The sequence below is a fragment of the Streptomyces sp. NPDC000229 genome, from assembly GCF_040300825.1.
Taxonomy (GTDB): Bacteria; Actinomycetota; Actinomycetes; order Streptomycetales; family Streptomycetaceae; genus Streptomyces.
The window spans coordinates 12,050-30,634 of sequence record NZ_JBEPEL010000065.1 but is presented as its reverse complement, the minus strand read 5'-3'; the positions used below and the strand labels follow the sequence as shown (position 1 = coordinate 30,634).

15 protein-coding genes are annotated in these 18,585 nt (G+C 69.0%); all 15 read left to right on the top strand.

The window, feature by feature from the left end:
* Window positions 1–327: 327 nt before the first annotated feature.
* The 15 genes from ABT360_RS26280 (at window position 328) to ABT360_RS26210 (ending at window position 18,549) form a co-directional block, all read left to right on the top strand.
* Entirely contained in the window at window positions 328–1,224 is an 897-nt protein-coding gene (locus ABT360_RS26280; RefSeq protein ID WP_351821301.1) for a hypothetical protein, read from the top strand.
* Window positions 1,225–1,276: 52 nt separating this feature from the next.
* A complete protein-coding gene (locus tag ABT360_RS26275; RefSeq protein ID WP_351821299.1) occupies window positions 1,277–1,543 on the top strand; it encodes a hypothetical protein in 267 nt (88 codons plus the stop codon).
* A complete protein-coding gene (locus ABT360_RS26270; RefSeq protein ID WP_351821296.1) occupies window positions 1,540–2,634 on the top strand; it encodes a conjugal transfer protein in 1,095 nt (364 codons plus the stop codon). Before ABT360_RS26275 ends, ABT360_RS26270 begins: the two co-directional genes overlap by 4 nt.
* A 14-nt stretch (window positions 2,635–2,648) precedes the next feature.
* On the top strand, window positions 2,649–2,942 hold the full coding sequence (locus ABT360_RS26265; protein WP_351821293.1) for a hypothetical protein: 294 nt from the start codon (window positions 2,649–2,651) through the stop codon (window positions 2,940–2,942).
* Window positions 2,939–3,529: a hypothetical protein gene (locus tag ABT360_RS26260; RefSeq protein WP_351821290.1), complete on the top strand. Its 591-nt coding sequence runs from the start codon at window positions 2,939–2,941 to the stop codon at window positions 3,527–3,529. Before ABT360_RS26265 ends, ABT360_RS26260 begins: the two co-directional genes overlap by 4 nt.
* On the top strand, window positions 3,529–6,072 hold the full coding sequence (locus ABT360_RS26255) for an ATP-binding protein (RefSeq protein ID WP_351821287.1): 2,544 nt from the start codon (window positions 3,529–3,531) through the stop codon (window positions 6,070–6,072). Before ABT360_RS26260 ends, ABT360_RS26255 begins: the two co-directional genes overlap by 1 nt.
* Window positions 6,069–8,375: a hypothetical protein gene (locus ABT360_RS26250; protein ID WP_351821284.1), complete on the top strand. Its 2,307-nt coding sequence runs from the start codon at window positions 6,069–6,071 to the stop codon at window positions 8,373–8,375. The genes ABT360_RS26255 and ABT360_RS26250 overlap by 4 nt, the downstream gene beginning before the upstream one ends.
* Window positions 8,372–9,529 (top strand): C40 family peptidase, encoded by a 1,158-nt coding sequence (locus tag ABT360_RS26245; RefSeq protein WP_351821281.1) that lies wholly within the window; start codon window positions 8,372–8,374, stop codon window positions 9,527–9,529. The genes ABT360_RS26250 and ABT360_RS26245 overlap by 4 nt, the downstream gene beginning before the upstream one ends.
* An 884-nt stretch (window positions 9,530–10,413) precedes the next feature.
* Window positions 10,414–10,758, top strand: a complete 345-nt coding sequence (locus tag ABT360_RS26240) for an SH3 domain-containing protein (protein WP_351821278.1) — start codon at window positions 10,414–10,416, stop codon at window positions 10,756–10,758.
* Window positions 10,759–10,905: 147 nt separating this feature from the next.
* Window positions 10,906–11,523, top strand: a complete 618-nt coding sequence (locus tag ABT360_RS26235) for a hypothetical protein (RefSeq protein ID WP_351821275.1) — start codon at window positions 10,906–10,908, stop codon at window positions 11,521–11,523.
* Window positions 11,524–11,711: 188 nt separating this feature from the next.
* The gene (locus ABT360_RS26230; RefSeq protein ID WP_351821272.1) at window positions 11,712–12,173 is read left to right on the top strand and encodes a hypothetical protein; all 462 of its coding nucleotides are present in this window, start codon (window positions 11,712–11,714) and stop codon (window positions 12,171–12,173) included.
* Window positions 12,170–14,341, top strand: a complete 2,172-nt coding sequence (locus ABT360_RS26225; protein ID WP_351821269.1) for an ATP/GTP-binding protein — start codon at window positions 12,170–12,172, stop codon at window positions 14,339–14,341. The genes ABT360_RS26230 and ABT360_RS26225 overlap by 4 nt, the downstream gene beginning before the upstream one ends.
* 15 nt (window positions 14,342–14,356) lie before the next feature.
* The gene (locus ABT360_RS26220; protein ID WP_351821267.1) at window positions 14,357–15,301 is read left to right on the top strand and encodes a replication-relaxation family protein; all 945 of its coding nucleotides are present in this window, start codon (window positions 14,357–14,359) and stop codon (window positions 15,299–15,301) included.
* Window positions 15,302–15,971: 670 nt separating this feature from the next.
* Window positions 15,972–17,012, top strand: coding sequence for a bifunctional DNA primase/polymerase (locus tag ABT360_RS26215; protein ID WP_351821326.1), 1,041 nt, complete (start codon window positions 15,972–15,974; stop codon window positions 17,010–17,012).
* Window positions 17,005–18,549, top strand: coding sequence for a DNA primase family protein (locus tag ABT360_RS26210; protein WP_351821264.1), 1,545 nt, complete (start codon window positions 17,005–17,007; stop codon window positions 18,547–18,549). The genes ABT360_RS26215 and ABT360_RS26210 overlap by 8 nt, the downstream gene beginning before the upstream one ends.
* Window positions 18,550–18,585: the final 36 nt, after the last annotated feature.

Below are 18,585 nucleotides of genomic sequence, written 5' to 3'. Positions count from 1 at the left end.
CCGGTCTCACACTCGTCGGCCATCGGCCATGGCCGATCCGCCGCTCATCGGCCACGCCTACGTCGTGACCGATCCATTCCTGGCGCTGACCCCATCCAGCCTCGGCCCGAACAGGCTTGCCCACCTCCCACTCAGGCTTGCCGAGGGTTGCATGGACCGGTCACAGCGGGCTTGCCGACCACCACGGCAGGCTTGCCCAATCGGCCACGATGGGCTTGCCCGACGCATCGGCAAGCCCATCACCTGCTCTTTTAGTGCGCTGGGCAAGCCTTCGGGCAAGCCGGCTTGAGGAGAGTTCACGGCACGAGATCCGAAAGGAGACGTGCCGTGCACGACGTACAGCACCCCGCCCACACCGCTGGCGGGATCTTTCACCGCCTGGACGCGGACTGGGCAGCGCTGTGCGCCGACGCCGACGTCCAGGCGGCGGTGGCCGACTGGCTGGCGGCCGATCGTCTGGCCGACGACGTCGCCGCCGTGACCGATTCCTGGGTACGTACCATCGGCCCGGCGCAGCTGCTCGCCGCGCTCCGGCCCGGCAATGGCCGCCTGACCGACGACCTGACCGACGCCATACTGCGCGCCCTGCTGCGCCGTGCGGCCGGCCGTGACCGATCGGCCACGCTCGCCGCCCGCATCATCGTCCAGGCGATGATCCCGGCCGCCGTCCGTATGACCCGCGGCCAGGTACGCCCCTTCGGTGGCCGGTCCTTCGACGACGTCGCCGCCGTGACGGTGGCCGCTCTCTTCGAAGTAGCGCGCTCCGGCCGGATCCACACCCGGCCCGGACGGCCCGCCGCGAACCTCGCTCTGGACACGCTTCGTTATGTCTGTGCCGAGCTGGCCGCCGACCGGGAAGCCCGCGGCGAGGACCTGGCGGCCGCCGAGGACCTGCCCGACCGCGCCCCCGGCCCGGCCCGGATGGCCGAGGAAGCAGAGGTCCGTGCCGCCGCCACGGCCGCCGGCCTGACCTCCGCCGGGCCGGCCTGCGAGGCGGAGGCGACCAGCGCCCGCCTGGAGCTGCTCGAGCTCGTCGTGGACGCCATGGAATCCGGCGCCCTCACACCGGCCGACGGCCGAGCCATCGCCTGGCACTACACCGCCGCCGTACCCGACGCCGAGGCCGCTGCCCGGACCGGCACGACGCCGGGCGCCTGGCAGCGCCGCCGATCGCGCGCCGTGGCCCGCCTGGCCGCCTCACTCCAGTTGAGGCCCGCGGCATGACCCCGACTTGTCTCCCGCTCCCGCCCGCCCACAGCCCGATGAGGAGATCCGCATGCCCAAGACGACCAAGGCGCACCTGGACGCCGACGAAGAGCGCGTCACCCGCGCCCAGCGTCTGCTCATCCAACTGGGCGCCGCCCTGGTCTGCCAGCCCTTCGACACCCGCACCCACGACCGGCTGCGCGCCTTCCTCGCTGAAGACGCCGACGACGTCCTGGCCTCCCTCGCTGCGCTGCAGCAGCGCCCGGAAGCAGAGCTGCGCAACCGGATCACGGAGCTGGCCGGTCACAACCTCCTGCCGTTCGGGGGTGCGGCATGAAGCACCTGCTGACCCGCCGCCCCGCCAAGGAAGCCCCCGACCAGCAGCCGGACCTCGAGGAGATGGGGGAGTGGGACATCGACGAGGAACCCCCCGCGCTCGGCGGCTGGTCGACCGGCGCCCAGGCGAACACAGCCGCCATCTTCCGGTGGGCGGCCTGGGGGCTGCTCCTGCTCGGCCCGCTGCTCGGCGTGGCGGCGTACCTGGCCGTTCCGTCGAAAGCGCCCTCGGGTGAGGTGAAGACGGCCCCCGCGGCGCCGGTGGCAACGGGCGGCCAAGGAGCGGCGGGCTTCGCCCAGCTGTTCGTCGCCGACTACATCTCGGCGGGGGAGGGCGACCAGAAAAAGCTCGCCGCCTACTACCCCGCGGCCACGAGTGCCCGCCTCGAAGGGACACCGGGCCGCCGGATGGGTGAGCAGCTGACCGTCGTACGCCTGCGTCAGACCGCCACCGGTGTCTGGGCTGTGACGGTCGCCGCCCGCATCACTGAGAAGGACTCCAAGCCATCGCCGGCCCAGCAGCGTCCGGCCGCTCAGGCGGATGTGAGGACAGGCGGGACGATCCGGTTCTTCCAGGTTCCCGTCGCCAGTGCACCTGTCGGGGGAGGGGCGACCGGCTACACGGCGCTCGCCATGCCGGCTGAAGTCGGCGCTCCGGCACGCATCGAGGCGCCGGACCTCGTGTACGGGCCGATGCGGCCCGCTCTGCCCACCGATCCCCGTACGCAGGCGGTCACGGAATTCCTCACCGCCTACCTCACCGGCACCGGGCAGCTGGACCGCTACCTCGCCCCTGGCACCCAGCTCACGGCCATCACCCCTGCGCCCTACACCGGCGTCGCCGTCGACCAGCTGGCCATCGAGGGCGAGAAGAGTGCCGCGCCCGTCACCACGGTGCCGGGCGACGGCACCCGGCTCCGGCTGCTGGTCGCGCTGCGCGCCACCGGCCACGACACCGTGCGCGTGCCGCTCACCTACGCCCTGACTCTCAAGGCCCGAGCCGGCCGCTGGGAGATCGCCAGCCTCGACGGCGCGCCCGTCCCTGCACCACCGGTTGCCGGCCCCAGCGCCGCTGCCACCCCCACGCCCTGAGAAGGAGAGTCCTCATGCATGAGACCGTCACCCTTGCTGCCGGCTGGATCGACACCGGAACCGGCATTGGGAGCGACATCAAGGACCTGATCTTCAACGTCGCGATCCCCGCGCTGTGCGGAGCGTTCGTGTTCATCGTCGGGGTCAAGACCAAGGCCCCCGGCCCGACGATCATGGCTGTGATCTTCGCCGCCATCGTCTGGGGCGGATCCGCCAACATGGACCAGCTTCAGCAGAAGACGGCCGAAGACATCGTCAAGTACGACGGTGGCGGCGGCGGGCAGCTCACCAACCCGGGGGACCAGTGAGCACCGGCCACACCGAACCCGTCTTCGACGACGAGCTGATCGGCCGCTGCTACACCAAGGCCCGCCGCACCCCGCTGGTCGTCGGGTCCGTCCCTGGCGGCGCCGGCCGCAGCCTGCGCCTGCCCGGAGGCCCGTACACGCTCACCCAGCTGGCCGCGATCGTCGTCACCTTCGTCGTGCTGATCCTCACGCGGCCGCTGTGGGGCGGGCATGGCCTGATGGATGCGGTGGTGCTGCTCGGGCTGCCGTTCGGTGCCGCGTTCGGGCTGCGGCACCTGCACATCGACGGCCGCAACCCCGCCGCCGCCGCAGCCAGCGTCGCCATCATGCTCACCGGCCCCCGCTGGGGCCGACTGCACGGCCGCCCCTACAAGCCGGCCCGCCCCGAGAGCGGCAGCACCGCCGTCACCTTGACCGCCGCCCAGGAACATCCCGCCCCGCCCGCAGTCGGTCAGTCCGCACGACCGGCCGCCCCGGCTGCCTGGACCGACGTACACGCGAGCGGGCCGGTTCCTTCCGGCACGCAGGCGCTGCTTGCCAGCCGCCGCGCGGCCGCGGCGGCACACCGAACCGACCTGGAGTACTGATGCGTCTGCCGATCCGGCATGTCGCCGGCAACCTCATCTTCACCACCCACGGCACCACCTGGGCGATCTGGCGGGTGGCGGCCGCCAACTACTCCCACGCACCGGCCACCGCTAAGAAGCGCCGGCTGAAGGCGCTCGAGGCGCTGTTCAAGTCGCTCAGCGGCGAGCCGATGCTGATGTCGCTGTGCCCGCAGGTCGACCCGGTCGCCGTGGTCCGCGCGATGGTCGCCGACGTCGACCTGAACCGCTCACCGCGCTACGAGCAGCTCGGGCACGCAGTCCTGGACCAGCTGGAGGAGATGGAGCTCACCGGCCGCACCGACTGGCTCGCCCTGCCGCTGCCGCCGCTGTCCCGCAAGGACTCTGTCCTGTCCGCGTTCAGCGCGGCCAAGGCGGAAGTCGCGCTGCAGCTCGGCCTGATGCCCGCCCCCATCACCACAGGCGAGGTCGAGCGGCGCACCCAGCAGGCAGCGCGGATCCAGGCCCAGTGGCCGAGCGGTGTGGCGATGCGGCCGGCCACCGAGGCTGAAATCCTGTGGATCTACGGACACAGCGCCCGCCGCGGACTCGCCGAACCCTTCCTGCCCGACGGCACCGAGCCCGGTGTACGCGGCCGCGGCCGTACGACCGCTGCGCTGGGGGAGCTGCTGCTGGCCGAAGGCGGCGCCGACTTCGACGAGCGCCGTGCCGTGCCGGGCAATCCCTTCGAGCGCCGGTATGTGCAGATCTCCAGCGAGTGGGGCGACTCTTACCAGGCACTGCTCGCGCTCTCCGAGATGCCGGAGGCGTTCGCCCTGCCGGGGGCCGCCTACCTGCAGCAGCTGGACGATCTGGCCTACCCGGTCGACTGGACCGCCCGTCTGGTCATCACGCCCGGGGTGAAGGCGGAAGCCAAGACGCGCAAGCGGGCCCGGCATCTGCGGGCGCAGGCTGCTGAGTATGCGGGCGACCCGGCTGGCCCCCCGGACTCCATCGCCCGTAACACTGCCGACAACGACGAGTACCGCGACCGGCTGACCTCCTCCAAACGAGAGGTGGAGATCCGGGCCATGGTCACGCTCGCCGTCTGGGGTCAGACACCGGACGACGCCCAGGACCGGGCCGCCGCCCTGGCCGCCGACTTCGGCGCCACCGACTACACCTTCGCCCGGCCGGTGGGGGAGCAGACCAACCTGTGGCAGGCCATGCTGCCCGGCTGCCGCACCCCCGGGGTGATGACCGGCTATGCCCAGTACCTGCTTTCCCAGGACTTTGCGATGGCCATGCCCTGGTGCGGATCCCAGCTCGGGGATGAACGCGGCGGACTGTTCGGGCTGCAACTGGCCTCCGGCGGCGCCCGCCCGGTTCTGATCGACCCCGCCCGCGGGCCCAAGCAGAATGCCTCCGCATCGATGGCGTTCATCGGCGAGCTGGGCGCGGGCAAGTCCGTCGGGCTGAAGTCAGCCGTGTACCACGTCCTCGCGCGAGGCCACCAGCCGGGAAAGCCGGGAAGCCGCGGACGTGCCGTCATCGTCGACCGCACCAAGGAAGAGGAGTGGGCCCGCTTCGCCAAGGCCTGCCCCGGCACCACCCAGCTCATCCGCATCGACCAGAACGCCGAAGTCTCCCTCGACCCGCTGCGCCTGTTCGTCGGCGACAGCCCCAAGGTTGCCGCCAGGTTCTGCGAGTCCTTCCTGACCCTCCTGCTCGGCGTGAAGCCGATGGACTTGGAAGGCGTCGCCCTCTCGGAGGCCATCGGAAGCGTCCTGGAGCGGCCCGAGCCCTCCATGCGTCGCCTGATGGAGGAACTTGCCGCCCGCGGCGGCGAAGACACCGCCGCACGCACCCTGGCGCGCAAGCTCAAGGCCGTGGCCCGCAAGGACCTGGCCGCCGTGGTCTTCGACGACACCCTGACAATCGTCGACACCGCCCGCGCCGACAGCGTCGTCTTCCTCGTCAACGCCCTGCAGCTGCCGAAGAAGTCCGAGCTTGCCAGCGAGCACCGCATCGAGCGCCTGGAGTTCGAGAAGGTCCTGGGCCGGGCGCTGATGTACCTGATCGCCGCGGTCGCCCGGGAAACCGTCATGCGCAGCAAGGACGAGTTCGGCGTCGCAGTCTTCGACGAGTGCTGGTGGCTCACCAGCTCGGACGAGGGCTTGGAGCTGCTGCTGGAACTGCTGCGCGATGGCCGCAAGCACAACGCGGCCGGCTACGTCGGCAGCCACGACCCGGACGACATCGGGCCCGCCGACAGCGAGAAGGGCGCCATCATCCGCGGCCTCATCCCGCACCGCTTCATGTTCCGCCAAACCACCCGCCCCCTGGCCGCGCGGGGCCTTGCCTTCCTCGGCGTGGATGAGACAGACCCAGAACTGCTCGACCTGGTCACCTCCGGGCTCTCCCCGCTGGATCTGCCAGACGAAGAACGCCTCGCCCGCGCCGGCGAATGCCTGTACCACGACCTGGTCGGCCGCATCGGCCTGATGAAGGTCCTCATCCCGTTCGATCCCGCCGTCATGCGCGTCATCCACACCACTCCAGCAAGCCACCGGGCCGCGGCATGACACCACGGATCTCTTCGATCAGCAGGCTGCGGTTGCTCGGCCCGGCGCGGCTGCGCCTGGCCGTCCTGATCGCAGCCTTCGCGGCCACCGCCTTCACCCTGCTCACCTCCTTGCCGGCCCAGGCCGAACCCAGCCCTGCCCCTTCGCCGGCAGCGCCCGCCGCACCGGGTCAGCGCACGGCGACACCCGAGGAGCTGGAGGCCCTTGAGCAGTTCCTCAAGGAGCAGACCGAGCGTCTTCCCGAGGCGCAGCGGGAAGCGCGCCTCGAGGCCGAAAAGGAGCGGCTGCGTAAGTACCTGCCGGACGAGGGCGGCGTGCTGGGCGTCTTCAACGTCACCGACGCCAACAACATGCCCATCAGCGCCTACACCGTGAAGTCCGACACCGGCGGCTTCTTCGAGTGGGACCTGGGCATCCAGAACCTGCTCACCGAGTTCTGCTTCATGCTCACCAAGTGGCTCATCGCCTTCGCGTGCTGGTTCATCACCTGGTCCCTGGGATTCGGCCTGGCCAAGCTGCTCATGACACCGGTCATCTCCGTCGCCAACTCACTGCACACCCGCGTGATCATGGAGATGGGCCTGCCCAGTCTCTTCCTCGCTGTGTGTGCCGTCATCTGCGTCGCCCGGATCTTCTTCGGCAACAAGGCTGCCGGTTGGGGCGATGCCGCGCTCTCCCTGCTGCTGGCCGCCCTGACCACCACACTCCTGGCCTCCCCGCCCCAGGCGCTGCTCGGCGAAGAGACCGGAGCACTGGCCATCACCCGCGGCCTGGCTCTGGAGGTCGCTGATGTCATCCTCGACGCCAACCCCGCAGGCAAGCCCGCCCAGCCCGGCGCTGGCGTCGGCCAGAGCGAGGACGGGGACGCCGCACCGGCCACCTCAAGTGCCCTCTCCAGGCCGCTGACCGATGCACTGACCGACGCCTTCATCGTCAAGCCGGCGATGCTGCTCCAGTACGGGCGGACCTTCGAAGGCCAGTGCGCCAAGGAGTACTCGGACACCAAGCTCGCCCAGCTCGCCTACGACCGGCAGATCACCGTCCGTACCAACAAGCTGAAGAAACTCACCGCGTTCGCCGACCGCTTCGCCCTCGGCTTGCCCGTGGCGGGCTGGTACGACCCTCAGATCGACATGACCAAGCAGTGGGCGATCGACCACTTCGGCAACCCGCCCATGGAGGACTTCGAGAAGAATTGCGTCCCCGGTGATGTGGACGCGGCCAAGAAGGCCAGCCTGGACAAGCTCGGCGGCGCGTTCTTCCTGCTGGTCGCCGCCGTCATCGTCGGCGTCCTCATCACCGGGCTTGCCGGCAGCTTCCTCGTCGCCCAGTGCCGCATCGCCTGGGACGCCATCCGCGCCGAACCCGCCCTCATTGCCGGCACCATCCCCGGCGCAGGCCGGGGCTTCCTGTGGGACTGGGCCGCCTCCATCATGCGCCGGCTCGGGGAGATCCTCGTCAGCGTCATCGCCCTGGCAACGTTCATCATCGTCGTGCAGGCCCTCCTCGACCCCGTCCAGGAGGACTGGGGCCGGGAGCTGACCCTGCGGTTCCTGGTCGTGGACGTGGTGTGCATCGCCGCGGTGAAGAAGCGCAAGAAGCTGGCCGCACGCTCCAAGCAGATCGCCGCCGCCTGGCGCGCGAAGATGTCCGCCGGCCGGATCGGCGGCACCCACGGCTCCGCCTTCACCCCGGCCTCCACGCCGGTCGCCAAGAAGCGTCACCTCGCCCGCAACACCGCCCGCGCCCTCGTACGCACCTCACTGGTGGGCGTCTCCCTGGCACAGGGCGATCCGCTCGCAGCTCTCGGATACGCCATGCCACGGACCGTGGGTGCCACCGTGCTGTCCTCCCGCATCAAACGGGGACGTAAGCGCGGTCGTACCCGCCCGTCGGCGCGTCCGTCCGGCCGGCTCCCGCAGCGTCCTCCGAGCCGTCCAGGCGGTTCCGGCAGCCAGTCAGGCACAACCGGCACGCCGCCGAGGCCCACCCATCCGCCGAAGCCTGCTCACCCGCCCAGGCCCTCCCACCCGCCGAAGCCGTCGCACCCGCCCAAGCCCTCCAGGCCACCGCGGCGCCGACAACCGCGAACGGTACGGCCGGCGAACAACCCGGCCCAGGGCGGCGTGGTGCGCCCCTCGTCCGTCCGGCGCACCGGCCAGCAGAGAAAGCCACAGTCCCAGGCCGGCAACCAGCCAGCTGCCTCCGCCCGACAGCAGCGGCTGCGGCAGCGCCTGGACCGCGCCCACCGAGACCCGCGCCGCACACCACCATCGGAAGAGCAAGGAGAGCAGAAGTCGTGACCAAGCGGGCCAAGAGGTGGCTCGGCGGCGGGATCTGCCTGACCGTGGTGGCGATCATCCTGATATCAGCGATCGCCGCGCACGTCACCGGCCTCGCCCAGCGCCAGGCCCAGGCAGCCACCCGTGAGCGCGCTGGCTGCACCCCCAACGGTGCAGCCGGCGCGGGCGGGGACACCGCACAGATCAGCCAGCAGGTCCAAGCCGCCCTCGCAGGCAGTACCGGTGACATCAATGTTCCCGGCCTGTCCAAACCCAGCGAGCAGATCCCCAACGCCAAAGTGATCGTGGCTACCGGCGTCCAGATGCGCATGCCCGCACGCGGGCAGGTCATCGCCCTCGCCACTGCCCTCCAGGAATCGGCACTGATCAACCGTCCTAACGGCGACCGCGACAGCCTCGGCCTCTTCCAGCAGCGCCCCTCCCAAGGGTGGGGGACTCCAGAGCAGATCACGGACCCGGTATACGCCTCCACGAAGTTCTACAACGGGCTCAAGTCCCTCAAGGACTGGGAACACATGCCGCTCACCGTCGCCGCCCAGAAGGTGCAGAAGTCCGGCTTCCCCGACGCGTACGCCAAGCACGAGCCCCTGGCGACCGCCCTGCAACAGGCGATCGCACCTACGCTGGGTGCGGCACCCGCCAGCCAAGGTCTCCCGTCCGCTCAAGGGCCCGCAGCTCCGTGCCCCGCGCAGACACCTGCCACTGACTTCGGTGACATTCCGCCAGGATCCCTCCCGGACAGCTACCAGATCCCCCTCACCGCACCCGTCCAGGCCCGCAATGCGATCCGCTGGGCACTCGGCCAGCTCGGCACCCCCTACCAGTGGGGCGGCACCTGCACCAACCCGCATGGGCCCAACCCGCGGGACCGGTGCGACTGCTCTTCCCTGGTGCAGCGCGCCTACGGAGTCGCTGGCATCGAGATCACCCGCACTACGTATACGCAGATCCACGATGGGCGGGCTGTGCCGACCAACGCCCTGCAACCGGGCGATCTCGTCTTCACCGTCGGCTCCCCGGCACGGCCGGAACACGTGTCGATGTTCATCGGTGACGGCCTGGTCGTCCACGCGCCGCGGCCAGGTCGTGTGGTGGAAGTCGGCAAGCTGTCGACCCACGGCAAGATCCTCCTTGCCCGGCGGATCGTGCCCTGACACACCCGCGGGGAAGGAAGCGTGCCTTGTCACGGACACGGTGATGCGAACGTCCATGAGCCCGTCCACGTCAGCCGCATAACCATCCAGCATTAGTAATGCGACGCATATCTAATCGGCGACAGCAGCGTTAAATAATGTCGGACCGGCAAGTAAATGACATCCCACATAAGTAATGCAGGGAAGCTTGTCCAATAGGTTCGCGTGCTACTGTAATGACTGCGACTCCACCAAAAGGTGTGGGCCCCGCACCTGCCCTTCCAAAGCTCGGCGCGGAGCCCACAACGGCGGAATCCACCAGGTAGCCCACCCTCACAGGTGGGCTACCGGCATTTGCGCAGGTCACGGCCTACAGCTCGCTGATCGCAGACCAGACGTGCCAAGCAAGCTTGACCACGGGCCACAGCACACAGAGCACCGTGCGCCCTCGACGCAGGATCCCCGCCGGCCTAGGTCCCTGTTCGGGATCCGCACCAGCGGTTGCCATTGTTCACCTCCCTTCATTTCAGGCCTGACGAGCCAGGCGCCGGAAAAAGGGGGCATGGTGAACGGTACCGGAGTTCAGCCGCCAGGAAAGTCCACCTGCCAGAATTCCGGGCTAAAGCTGGTAATGTTTTTCCTGTCGGAAGAGGATGGCCCGGAGGCTTAGGTCCGCAGAACTCGCAGGCCAGGCCAGCAACCGGAAAGGCAAGCCTTCGCGTTCGGTGTGCAGGCCTCAGACCGGGCCTGTACCGGCAAGTGATGCAGTTCACACAGGGCTACGAGCGGTCGCACCAACAACAGACCGAACTCCTCCTCGGGCGTTGGCCAGCATGCCTCGCACGCCTGGGTGATGAGTGCGGTCAGGCCGTGACGCCGGATGGCATGGGCGTGTTGAGCTGATCATGCGCAACGTGACCTCGTACGTCCTGGCCGCAGCCGCTCTGACGCTTCCCATCATGCAGGCGCCGGCGGCACAGGCCGCCGTGCCGACTGCTGCCCTGACGCAGTCCTTCAACTCGTGTGGCTACCACCCCACCGAGGCGCTGCGGCTGCGCACAGGTCCGGGGAAGACGTACACGACGATCGGCATGCTGTACCCCGACGACGACGTCACCGCGGACAAGGCCAAGGGCGGCTGGTACCGGGTGAGCCTGCAGGACCGGTCGAAGTCCGGTCTGAAGTCCGGGACGACGGGCTGGGTTGCAAAGTTTGGCCTCAAGCCTCACGTGTGTATGCAGTTGAACTGACCGACCCGCATGTCACCGTTCGCAGAGACCATTGCGTGACGGCGCCTCACGGCTAACGCCTGATCGTTCGAGAGCGACGACCCGGGACAGTGCCGTGAGGGATGGATGCCGCACGACGGCTGGTGCGCGGTCGGTAGGGTGGCGGCCATGCGCACGAAGATCGTTATAGCGGTGGGGGCGCTGGCTCTGCTGACCACTGGCTGCGGAAGTAACAGCGGCTCCGACGACACCACCTCTAAGCCCAAGCCTCCCGTACTGCCGCAGAAGCTGGTCAAACCGGGAGAGTGGAACTACGAACCGGCACCCGGGACGTCACCGGCCTCCGACGCCTCTTTCGCCGACAACGTGGCGTTCGAGCTGCAGCGGAAGACCCTGCAGATGGCCAACGCCCCGGGCAAGACCACCGGCGAGTGCCCGAAGGATCTCGGCTCCAAGAGCGGCACCAAGGTCACCTGCACCACCACCTATGAGGGCGTGAAACTGGTCTGGGACGTCACCATCGGCGAGAAGACCGGCTGGTCCGAGAACGTAGTGGAGTACCAGGCGTTCCCTCGGGACGGTCTCCTGGCCCGCGAAGGTGTCGCACGCATCCTCTTCGGCAACAACTCCGGTCTTGACTACGCGCTGTGCAACAACATCCCCAAGGCGGTCCTGGTGCCCTTCGGAAAGACGAAGTACCAGTGCGAGGAGGTCCTTCAGGGCCGACAGCCGACGGGGTACAACCAAACGGTGCACGTTACGAACACCGGCCCCATGGTCCACTGACCCCCGGGCGTCGCCCTTCTCGCGTCACGCGGGGCGGATGGTAAAGGCGTCGCAAAGTCTCATGGCCGCTGTCTGAACCGCGGGTCTGGCCTGACTTGGTCCAGGTGAAGGGAGTTCTCCCCGAACCATCGACCAGGAGGCCACCGTGAGGACACATCACCACTCCGTCCGACCGACCGGCGGACGACGTGAGCATTAAGGACCTGCTGGAGGCCGACGCCCTCGTTGATGTCGGGAGCTGGGCCGCCGCCGCCCCGTACCTCGCGGCCGCCACGCCTGTCATCTTGGCCCTGTGGACCTGGTGGGCGGTGCGGCGTGCCCGTCTCGTACGGGCAGCACTCGCCGACCGGGTCACCGTGGAGGTCGTTCCCACTTCTACGTTCGACCCGAGCGAGGGGGAAGTGGGCCGCTGGGCACGCCAGCTTGGCCGTGTCCACCATTCCGCCGGTGGCGTCCCGGCCCGCGGCTCGGCCGCCCGGCTGCGCTACAGCGCTAAGGACGGCAAAATGCGCTGCTTCCTCGAGGGCCCGGCCACTGCGGCCGCCGTGCTGGCCATGCCCGGCTTCGCCGAGGTCGAAGTACGCGCCCATCGCGCGCAGAAGGACATCCAGCCGGTCCGCTTTCCCGCGCCGCGCGAGGGGGCAAAGTGACCGCCACCGTCAGCCTGCGCAAGCCCACCGTCAACCCGCGGCCGGCCCGCCGCTCTGTTCAGCGCGTTGAGCTGACCCTGGCCCTGCCCGACCGGAAACCGCTGGCCTTCCTCGGCCTCAACCCGGACCCGCTGCAGCAGCTGGCCGCCGCGATGGCGTCGGTCCGTACGGAGGCAGGCGAGCGCGCCGACGTCCTCCTGGACCTGGTACCGGTCCGGGAAGGTCAGCTCGCCCGGCGGCGCCGGCGGCTGCTGGCCCAGTCCAAGCGCCGGGGGCCCTCCGCGTACGGCGAGCGCCTGACCGGCGGGCTCGGCGGGGGAGGGGTGTGGCACTCGGTCACCGCGGCCTGGTCGGGCGGTAAGACCGCAAGCGGCGGCCGCGTCGAGAGGCTGCCTCGCATGACCGATCTGCGTGACGGCGTGGGAAAGTTCGAGCCCTCGGCCGGCGCGGTGTTCGCAGTCCAGCTGCTGCTGCGTACCGAGGCGGCGCACCCTCAGGCGGCCCTGGCCCGCATGAACCAGCTGCTCGCCGCTTTCTCCGCGACCTCCGGTGAGAACTACTTCAAGCCCCGGCGGCCGCGTACCTGCTGGCGGATCGCCTCGTTCGACAAGCGGTTCACCACCGGTGAGTTCGCACCCCGCAAGCGCCAATGGCTGACCGTCCCGGAGCTCGCCGGCTTCCTCAAGCCACCGACTGTGAAGTGTCGCGCCTCCAGTGTGGTGCGCTCCGGAGGCCTGGTCCCGCCGGCGCCTTCGGAGCTGCCTGTCTACACCGGCCAGCCGGACCTGGTACCGCTCGGCGCCGTCACCTACTCCGACGGCCGCGAGCGGATCGGCGCCGCCCGGGTGAAGGATCTGCTCTTCGGCCTGCAGCTGGGCAAGTCAGGCCACGGCAAAACCGAGGCCGCGCTGGTGCAGTGCATCGCCATGGCCCACTCCGGAGCGGGAACCTGGTTCCTCGACCCGCACGGGGAAGGCTGGGTCCGGGCGAAGCCGTTCCTGGCCCACCCTCACATCGCCTCCCGGGTGTGGGAGATCAACCTCGCATACTGCGAGCCCGACCAGCTGGTCGCTTCCTGGAATCCGCTGTCTATGGAAGGCCGCCCCCTCAGCGCCGTGAAGGACATCGTCCGCTCGGTCACCGAGGGCATCGCCGCAGCCCAGGACTGGGGCGACAACGCCCCGCGCGCCCGCACCATCCTGGCCCGCGCCGCCCAGGCCCTGGCCCTGCTGAATCACCAGGCCGTCCAGGCCGGCCAGCCGGACGCCCAGTGCACCCTGTTCCAGCTGCGGAGCTGGCTGACGGACGAGGAGTGGCGCGAGCCACTGCTGGTGAAGCTGCCGCAGCGGGTGCGCGACTACTGGGAAAAGACGTTCCCGAAGCTGGCAGCAGATGCCGTGCCGACTGTCACCTACGCTATCGACCGGCTCGACACCTCCCCGGCGCTCCAGGCCTTCTTCGGCAGCCCACGCTCGGCGTACGACGTCCGCACGGCGATGGACACCAGCCGCGTCGTCTTCGTCTGCCCGTCCGGATCCGAGGCCGACGCCCTGGTCTCCTGCCTGCTCATCCACGACCTGCACCGCGCCGGCCTGTCCCGCCAGGACACTCCGCGCGAGGACCGCAGGACCTTCTGGGCCTGGGGAGATGAGCTCACCGCCCTGGACTCCTCGTCGAAGGGGTTCCTCGCCGCGATCGCCGAGCAGCTGCGCAAGTACGAGGTGCGGTTCATCGGCATGACGCAGATGGCGCTTCGCCTCTCGGCGATCACCCGGCAGTCGCTGCTGCAGAACCAGTCCCTGCTTTCCACGTGTGCGGCCGACTTCGATGAGGCGGCGTTCGTCGCCCGCCGCTGGAACGGTCACGTCACCCCGGAGACCATCACCGAGCTGCCGAAGTACCACTACGTCATGTCGATCAACCTCAACGGCACCCCCACGAAACCCTTCCGCGTGCGCGGTCTGCCGGTCGAGGAGCTGTTCGCGCACTACGACAACCCTGCCGGTGTGCCGGGCTTGGACAAGGCGATCGACACCAACCTCCGCCGCCGCCCCGTCGGCGAGATCCTCACCGCCCTCGAGGACCTGGACGCCGTCGTGCTCGCCCACCACACCGGCCGCCGCCCCGGCCCCGTCGGCGCCGACGATCCCACCACACGCATCGACTGAAAGGAGAGCGCCGCGATGCCGTACCCGCACACCGGCCCCACTGGCCTTGGCCAGATCGCCCAGCAGGCCGCCCAGGTCCTCTACCAGCACCGACTGATCTCCACCCGCCAGCTGCACCAGCTCATCACTCCCCACCACACCCGCACCGAGTACCTGCGCCGCCAGCTCCACAGCCTTCGGAAAGCCGGCCTCGCCGAGACTGTCGGCCGGCGCGTGACGGGGCAGGTTGAACTGCTGTGGTGGCTCACCGAGAAGGGAGCCAGCGCCGTCGAATCGGTCGGCCTGCTGCCACAGCGCCCGTACCGAATGAGCCCCGAAGCCGCCCTCGGCCCACTGCAGGAACACACCATCGCCACCGTCGACACCGGCCTCGCGTTCGTCGAATGGGCCCGGCGCCTCGGTCACGAATGCGGCCCCCTCGACTGGTCGCCCGAGACCGCCCACTACTACCGCGACGACGCCCGCCCAGGGGAGGAACTCAGCCTCGTCCCCGACGCCGTCCTCAACTACGTCCACACCGACACCAAGGCCAAGCAGCGCACCCTGCTCACCTTCTTCATCGAGGTCGACCGCACCCAGATGACCATCGCGCGCCTCGCGCAGAAACTCCACGCCTACGCCGCCTACCACGACTACACCCCGCCACAGCCCACCGGACGCGGCACCAAGGCCGGCCGGCGCACCACGACCACCCCAGCCTGGCGCTACCGCTACCCGGCCTTCCCGCGCCTGTTGATGATCCTCACCGGCGCCTCCGACGCCCGCCTCGCCCGACGCATCGGCGACCTGCGCAGCCTCGCAGCCAGCGACCCCGCGCTTGCCCACACCGGACTGCGCGCCGGCGTTACCACCCTCGGTCAGCTCGAGCACCGCGGCCCTTTCGCACCCATCTTCATCCCAGTCCTCGGACCGGCCGTACCCACCGACGCCTGGCTGCGCCCTGTCAGCCTCGCTGCGTGACTGCGCACGGCGACGGACAACTTGGAAGAGCGACAGCCATGCGTCCGGGTTCAGGCTCTCAAGCACAGTCGAAGAGGGGACGAAGACCTTTGGCCGGAGGGCGAGCCGCTTCGGTCCCTCAGTAAAGATGCAGGTCAGGGGCTCTTCTTCACTGGGGTAGGGACTGAAGGGACTCTGTTTCGCAGTTTCGGTCTGCGTGCGTGCGCGCGTATGCACGCGTACGTAAGTGCCTTCCTGTAAGCCCTGATGCGTTCATAACTACGAAGTTGGGTCCCTTCAGTCCCTTCGTAGGTGGCTGGATCTCTCTGACCTGCAGAAATTCGGTGAAGACCTGAGGGGGACCGAAGGGGCTGTCCACCTCCAGCACGTTTTCGGCCCCTACCGGGGTGACACCCCCGAATGTGGCCACCCAAGGGACTGAGGGACTGAAGGGACCCAACTTGCGAGAAGTCGTCACGCCTCCCACACCCCAGCTAGCAGGTGCGCTACGCTCGGACGCCTATAGGGAAGTTTCAGTCCCTTCAGTCCCCCTATCCCAGCTCGTCAGGTCTCTGACCAGCCAAGATGCTTAAGGGACTGGAGAAGGGACTGAAAGATGCAGCGGCTACGAGGCTAGACGGACGGGCAGAGAAGCGTGCAGCGCCAGGGCGAGACCTCCCTCGCGGAGACAGTGCCGCATCCCCGGCCGGTGTCCGTCGCGAAGTGGCTAGCGAGCAAGGGATGGCCCGTCCACCCTCTGGCGCCCGGCAGTAAGACGCCCGCAGCCAACTGTGAGAAGTGCAGGATCCGTTCCCACGCCCCCACGGACTGCCCCTGCCACGCGATGGGCATGTGGTGCCACGGGTTCTACAGCGCAACCACGGATTCCGAGCGCATCGACGAGTGGTGGGCCCGCGAGCCTGGTGCCGGCGTAGGAGTGTCCTGCGGACCGGCCCACCTTGTCGTGCTGGACGTCGACGCCCACGCCGAGCAAGTCCCCGACCGCGGCCGCCTCCTGCCGGGCATCCCCATCCCCGAGCAGGTGAACCTCGACGGCCTCGCATCAGGCTTCGACACACTGGCACTGCTGGCCGCCTACCGAGGGCAGGACAACCCCGCCGACGACGACTCCACCCTCCGCGTACGCACCCCTTCCGGAGGACTACACATCTGGTACCGAAACCCCCAGCCAGAAGTCCGCTATCGCTCCTCCACCGGATCCAGCCCGAAAACAGCCCTGGCCTGGCAAGTCGACGTCCGCGCCCATGGCGGGTACATCGTTGCCCCCACCACGCGCACTACGGCAGGCACTTACACACCTGTCGGGGACACACGTGAACCTGCATTGCTGCCCCAGTGGCTCGCGGCCGAACTGCAGCGCACTGGACACATCAAACAGGCACCGCTCACTCCCGCGCCCCGTCGGCGCCCGCTCGGTCGGCCTCGAACCAGCGCTGCGCGCACCCTCCTCCAGCCGCTCCTCGCGGAGGTCTGCGAGTGCGCGGCCCAGCCCTCGGGGACCAGCTTTACCGAGAAGCTGAACCGCGCCGCCTACACTGCCGGCGGCCTTGTTGGCGCTGGTCACCTCCAGCTCGCCGACGCACGTAACCTGCTGGCGGATGCAGCTCACTACGCCCGCCCCCACCAGGCGCGTCGCAACGAGATCATCATCGACGCGGCCCTGTCCGCTGGTGTCAGCCGCCCGTTCCACCCGAAGGACTCGCATGAGTAGCGCCGAGAGCACCCGCTTCGACGCCGCCGCCGCCGCTCAGCAGATGCTCGACCTGGAGGCAGCCGCCCCCGTGCGGGTTCCAGCTCAACACGCCCTCACTGGCCCCCAAGCCGATGCCGGGCTTCTGCCGCCCATGCTCACCGACCGGGGCAACGCCAAGCTGTTCGCACAGCTCTACAGCGACCAGTTCCGCCACGTCGAAGGCCTGGGTTGGTACTGCTGGGACCAGTACCGGTGGAAGCGCGTCGGCGGCGAGAAAGCCGCCTTGTGGGCTGCCGGAGACATGGCCGAGCAGATGCCCGCCACCGATCCCCGCGGCGTCTTCAGCGACCGGGAGATCGCCCAGCATCGTCGCCGCACCATGTCCACGAGCGGCATGAAGGCCCTGCTCCACCAGGCCAAGGCCGCACCCGCCCTCAGTCTCGATCCGGACGTACTCGACGGCGACCCCTACACCCTTTGCACACCAGCCGGGGTCGTCGACCTACGCACCGGATCACTGCACAAACCCGACCCGCTGCGCGACCTGCACTCCCGCGCCACCAATGTTGCCCCGCAAACCATGCCCACCCCCCGGTGGCACAACTTCCTGGACGATACCTTCGGCGATGACACCAAAGGCCGCGAAATGGTGCAATTCCTGCACCTGCTCCTCGGCTACTCCATCACCGGCGACGTCGGCGCCCAGGTGCTGCCCTTCCTCTGGGGCAAGGGCGCGAACGGCAAGTCGGTCCTCCTGGATGTGATGATCCAGATCATGGGGGACTACGCCGACGCCGCCCCGCCCGGTTTCCTCATGGACAAAGGCAACTTCGCCGAACACTCCACCGAGCTGACCGAACTCCACGGCCGCCGCATCTTCGTATGCAGCGAACTCAAGCCGAACGACAAGTTCGACGAGGCTCGCGTCAAGCTGCTCACCGGCGGCGACAAGATCAAAGCCCGCCGTATGCGGCAGGACTACTTCAGCTTCACGCCCACCCACAAGCTCTGGCTTCTCGGCAACCACCAGCCCGAGGTCGGTACCGGCGGCCACGCCTTCTGGCGCCGCATCCGCCTTATCCCCTTCGATCGCGTCGTCCCTGCCGAACGCAAGATCGACAATCTGGCCGCAGAACTCGTCCAGGAAGAAGGACCCGGCATCCTGCACTGGCTCATCCAAGGAGCCATCCGCTACCTGACCACCCGGGACCCCCTCACTGGACCCTCCTCGGTCCGCCTGGCCACCGCCGCCTACGAGACCACAGAAGATCACATCGGCCGTTTCCTCAGCGAGTGCTGCACCAAGCAGACACCCGATACCGGTGACCTGCGCGTAGAACAAGGCCTGCTGTATGCCACCTACGGCGCCTGGTGCAGCTCCGAAGGCATCCGCGCAGACACCGCCCGAGCCTTCGCCAGCCGAATCCGCCAAGAGGTCGGCCTCGCCTCGCCCGCGGAGATGCTCAAGTCCAGCGGCAAGAAGTACTACCCAGGCATCGCCCTGCTCCCCGACGAAGACTCCACCGGGGCTGAGCGAGGGGGCCAACGGGTATGAGACCTCCGAGCAAGCCGCCCCGCGGCACGCCGTCCT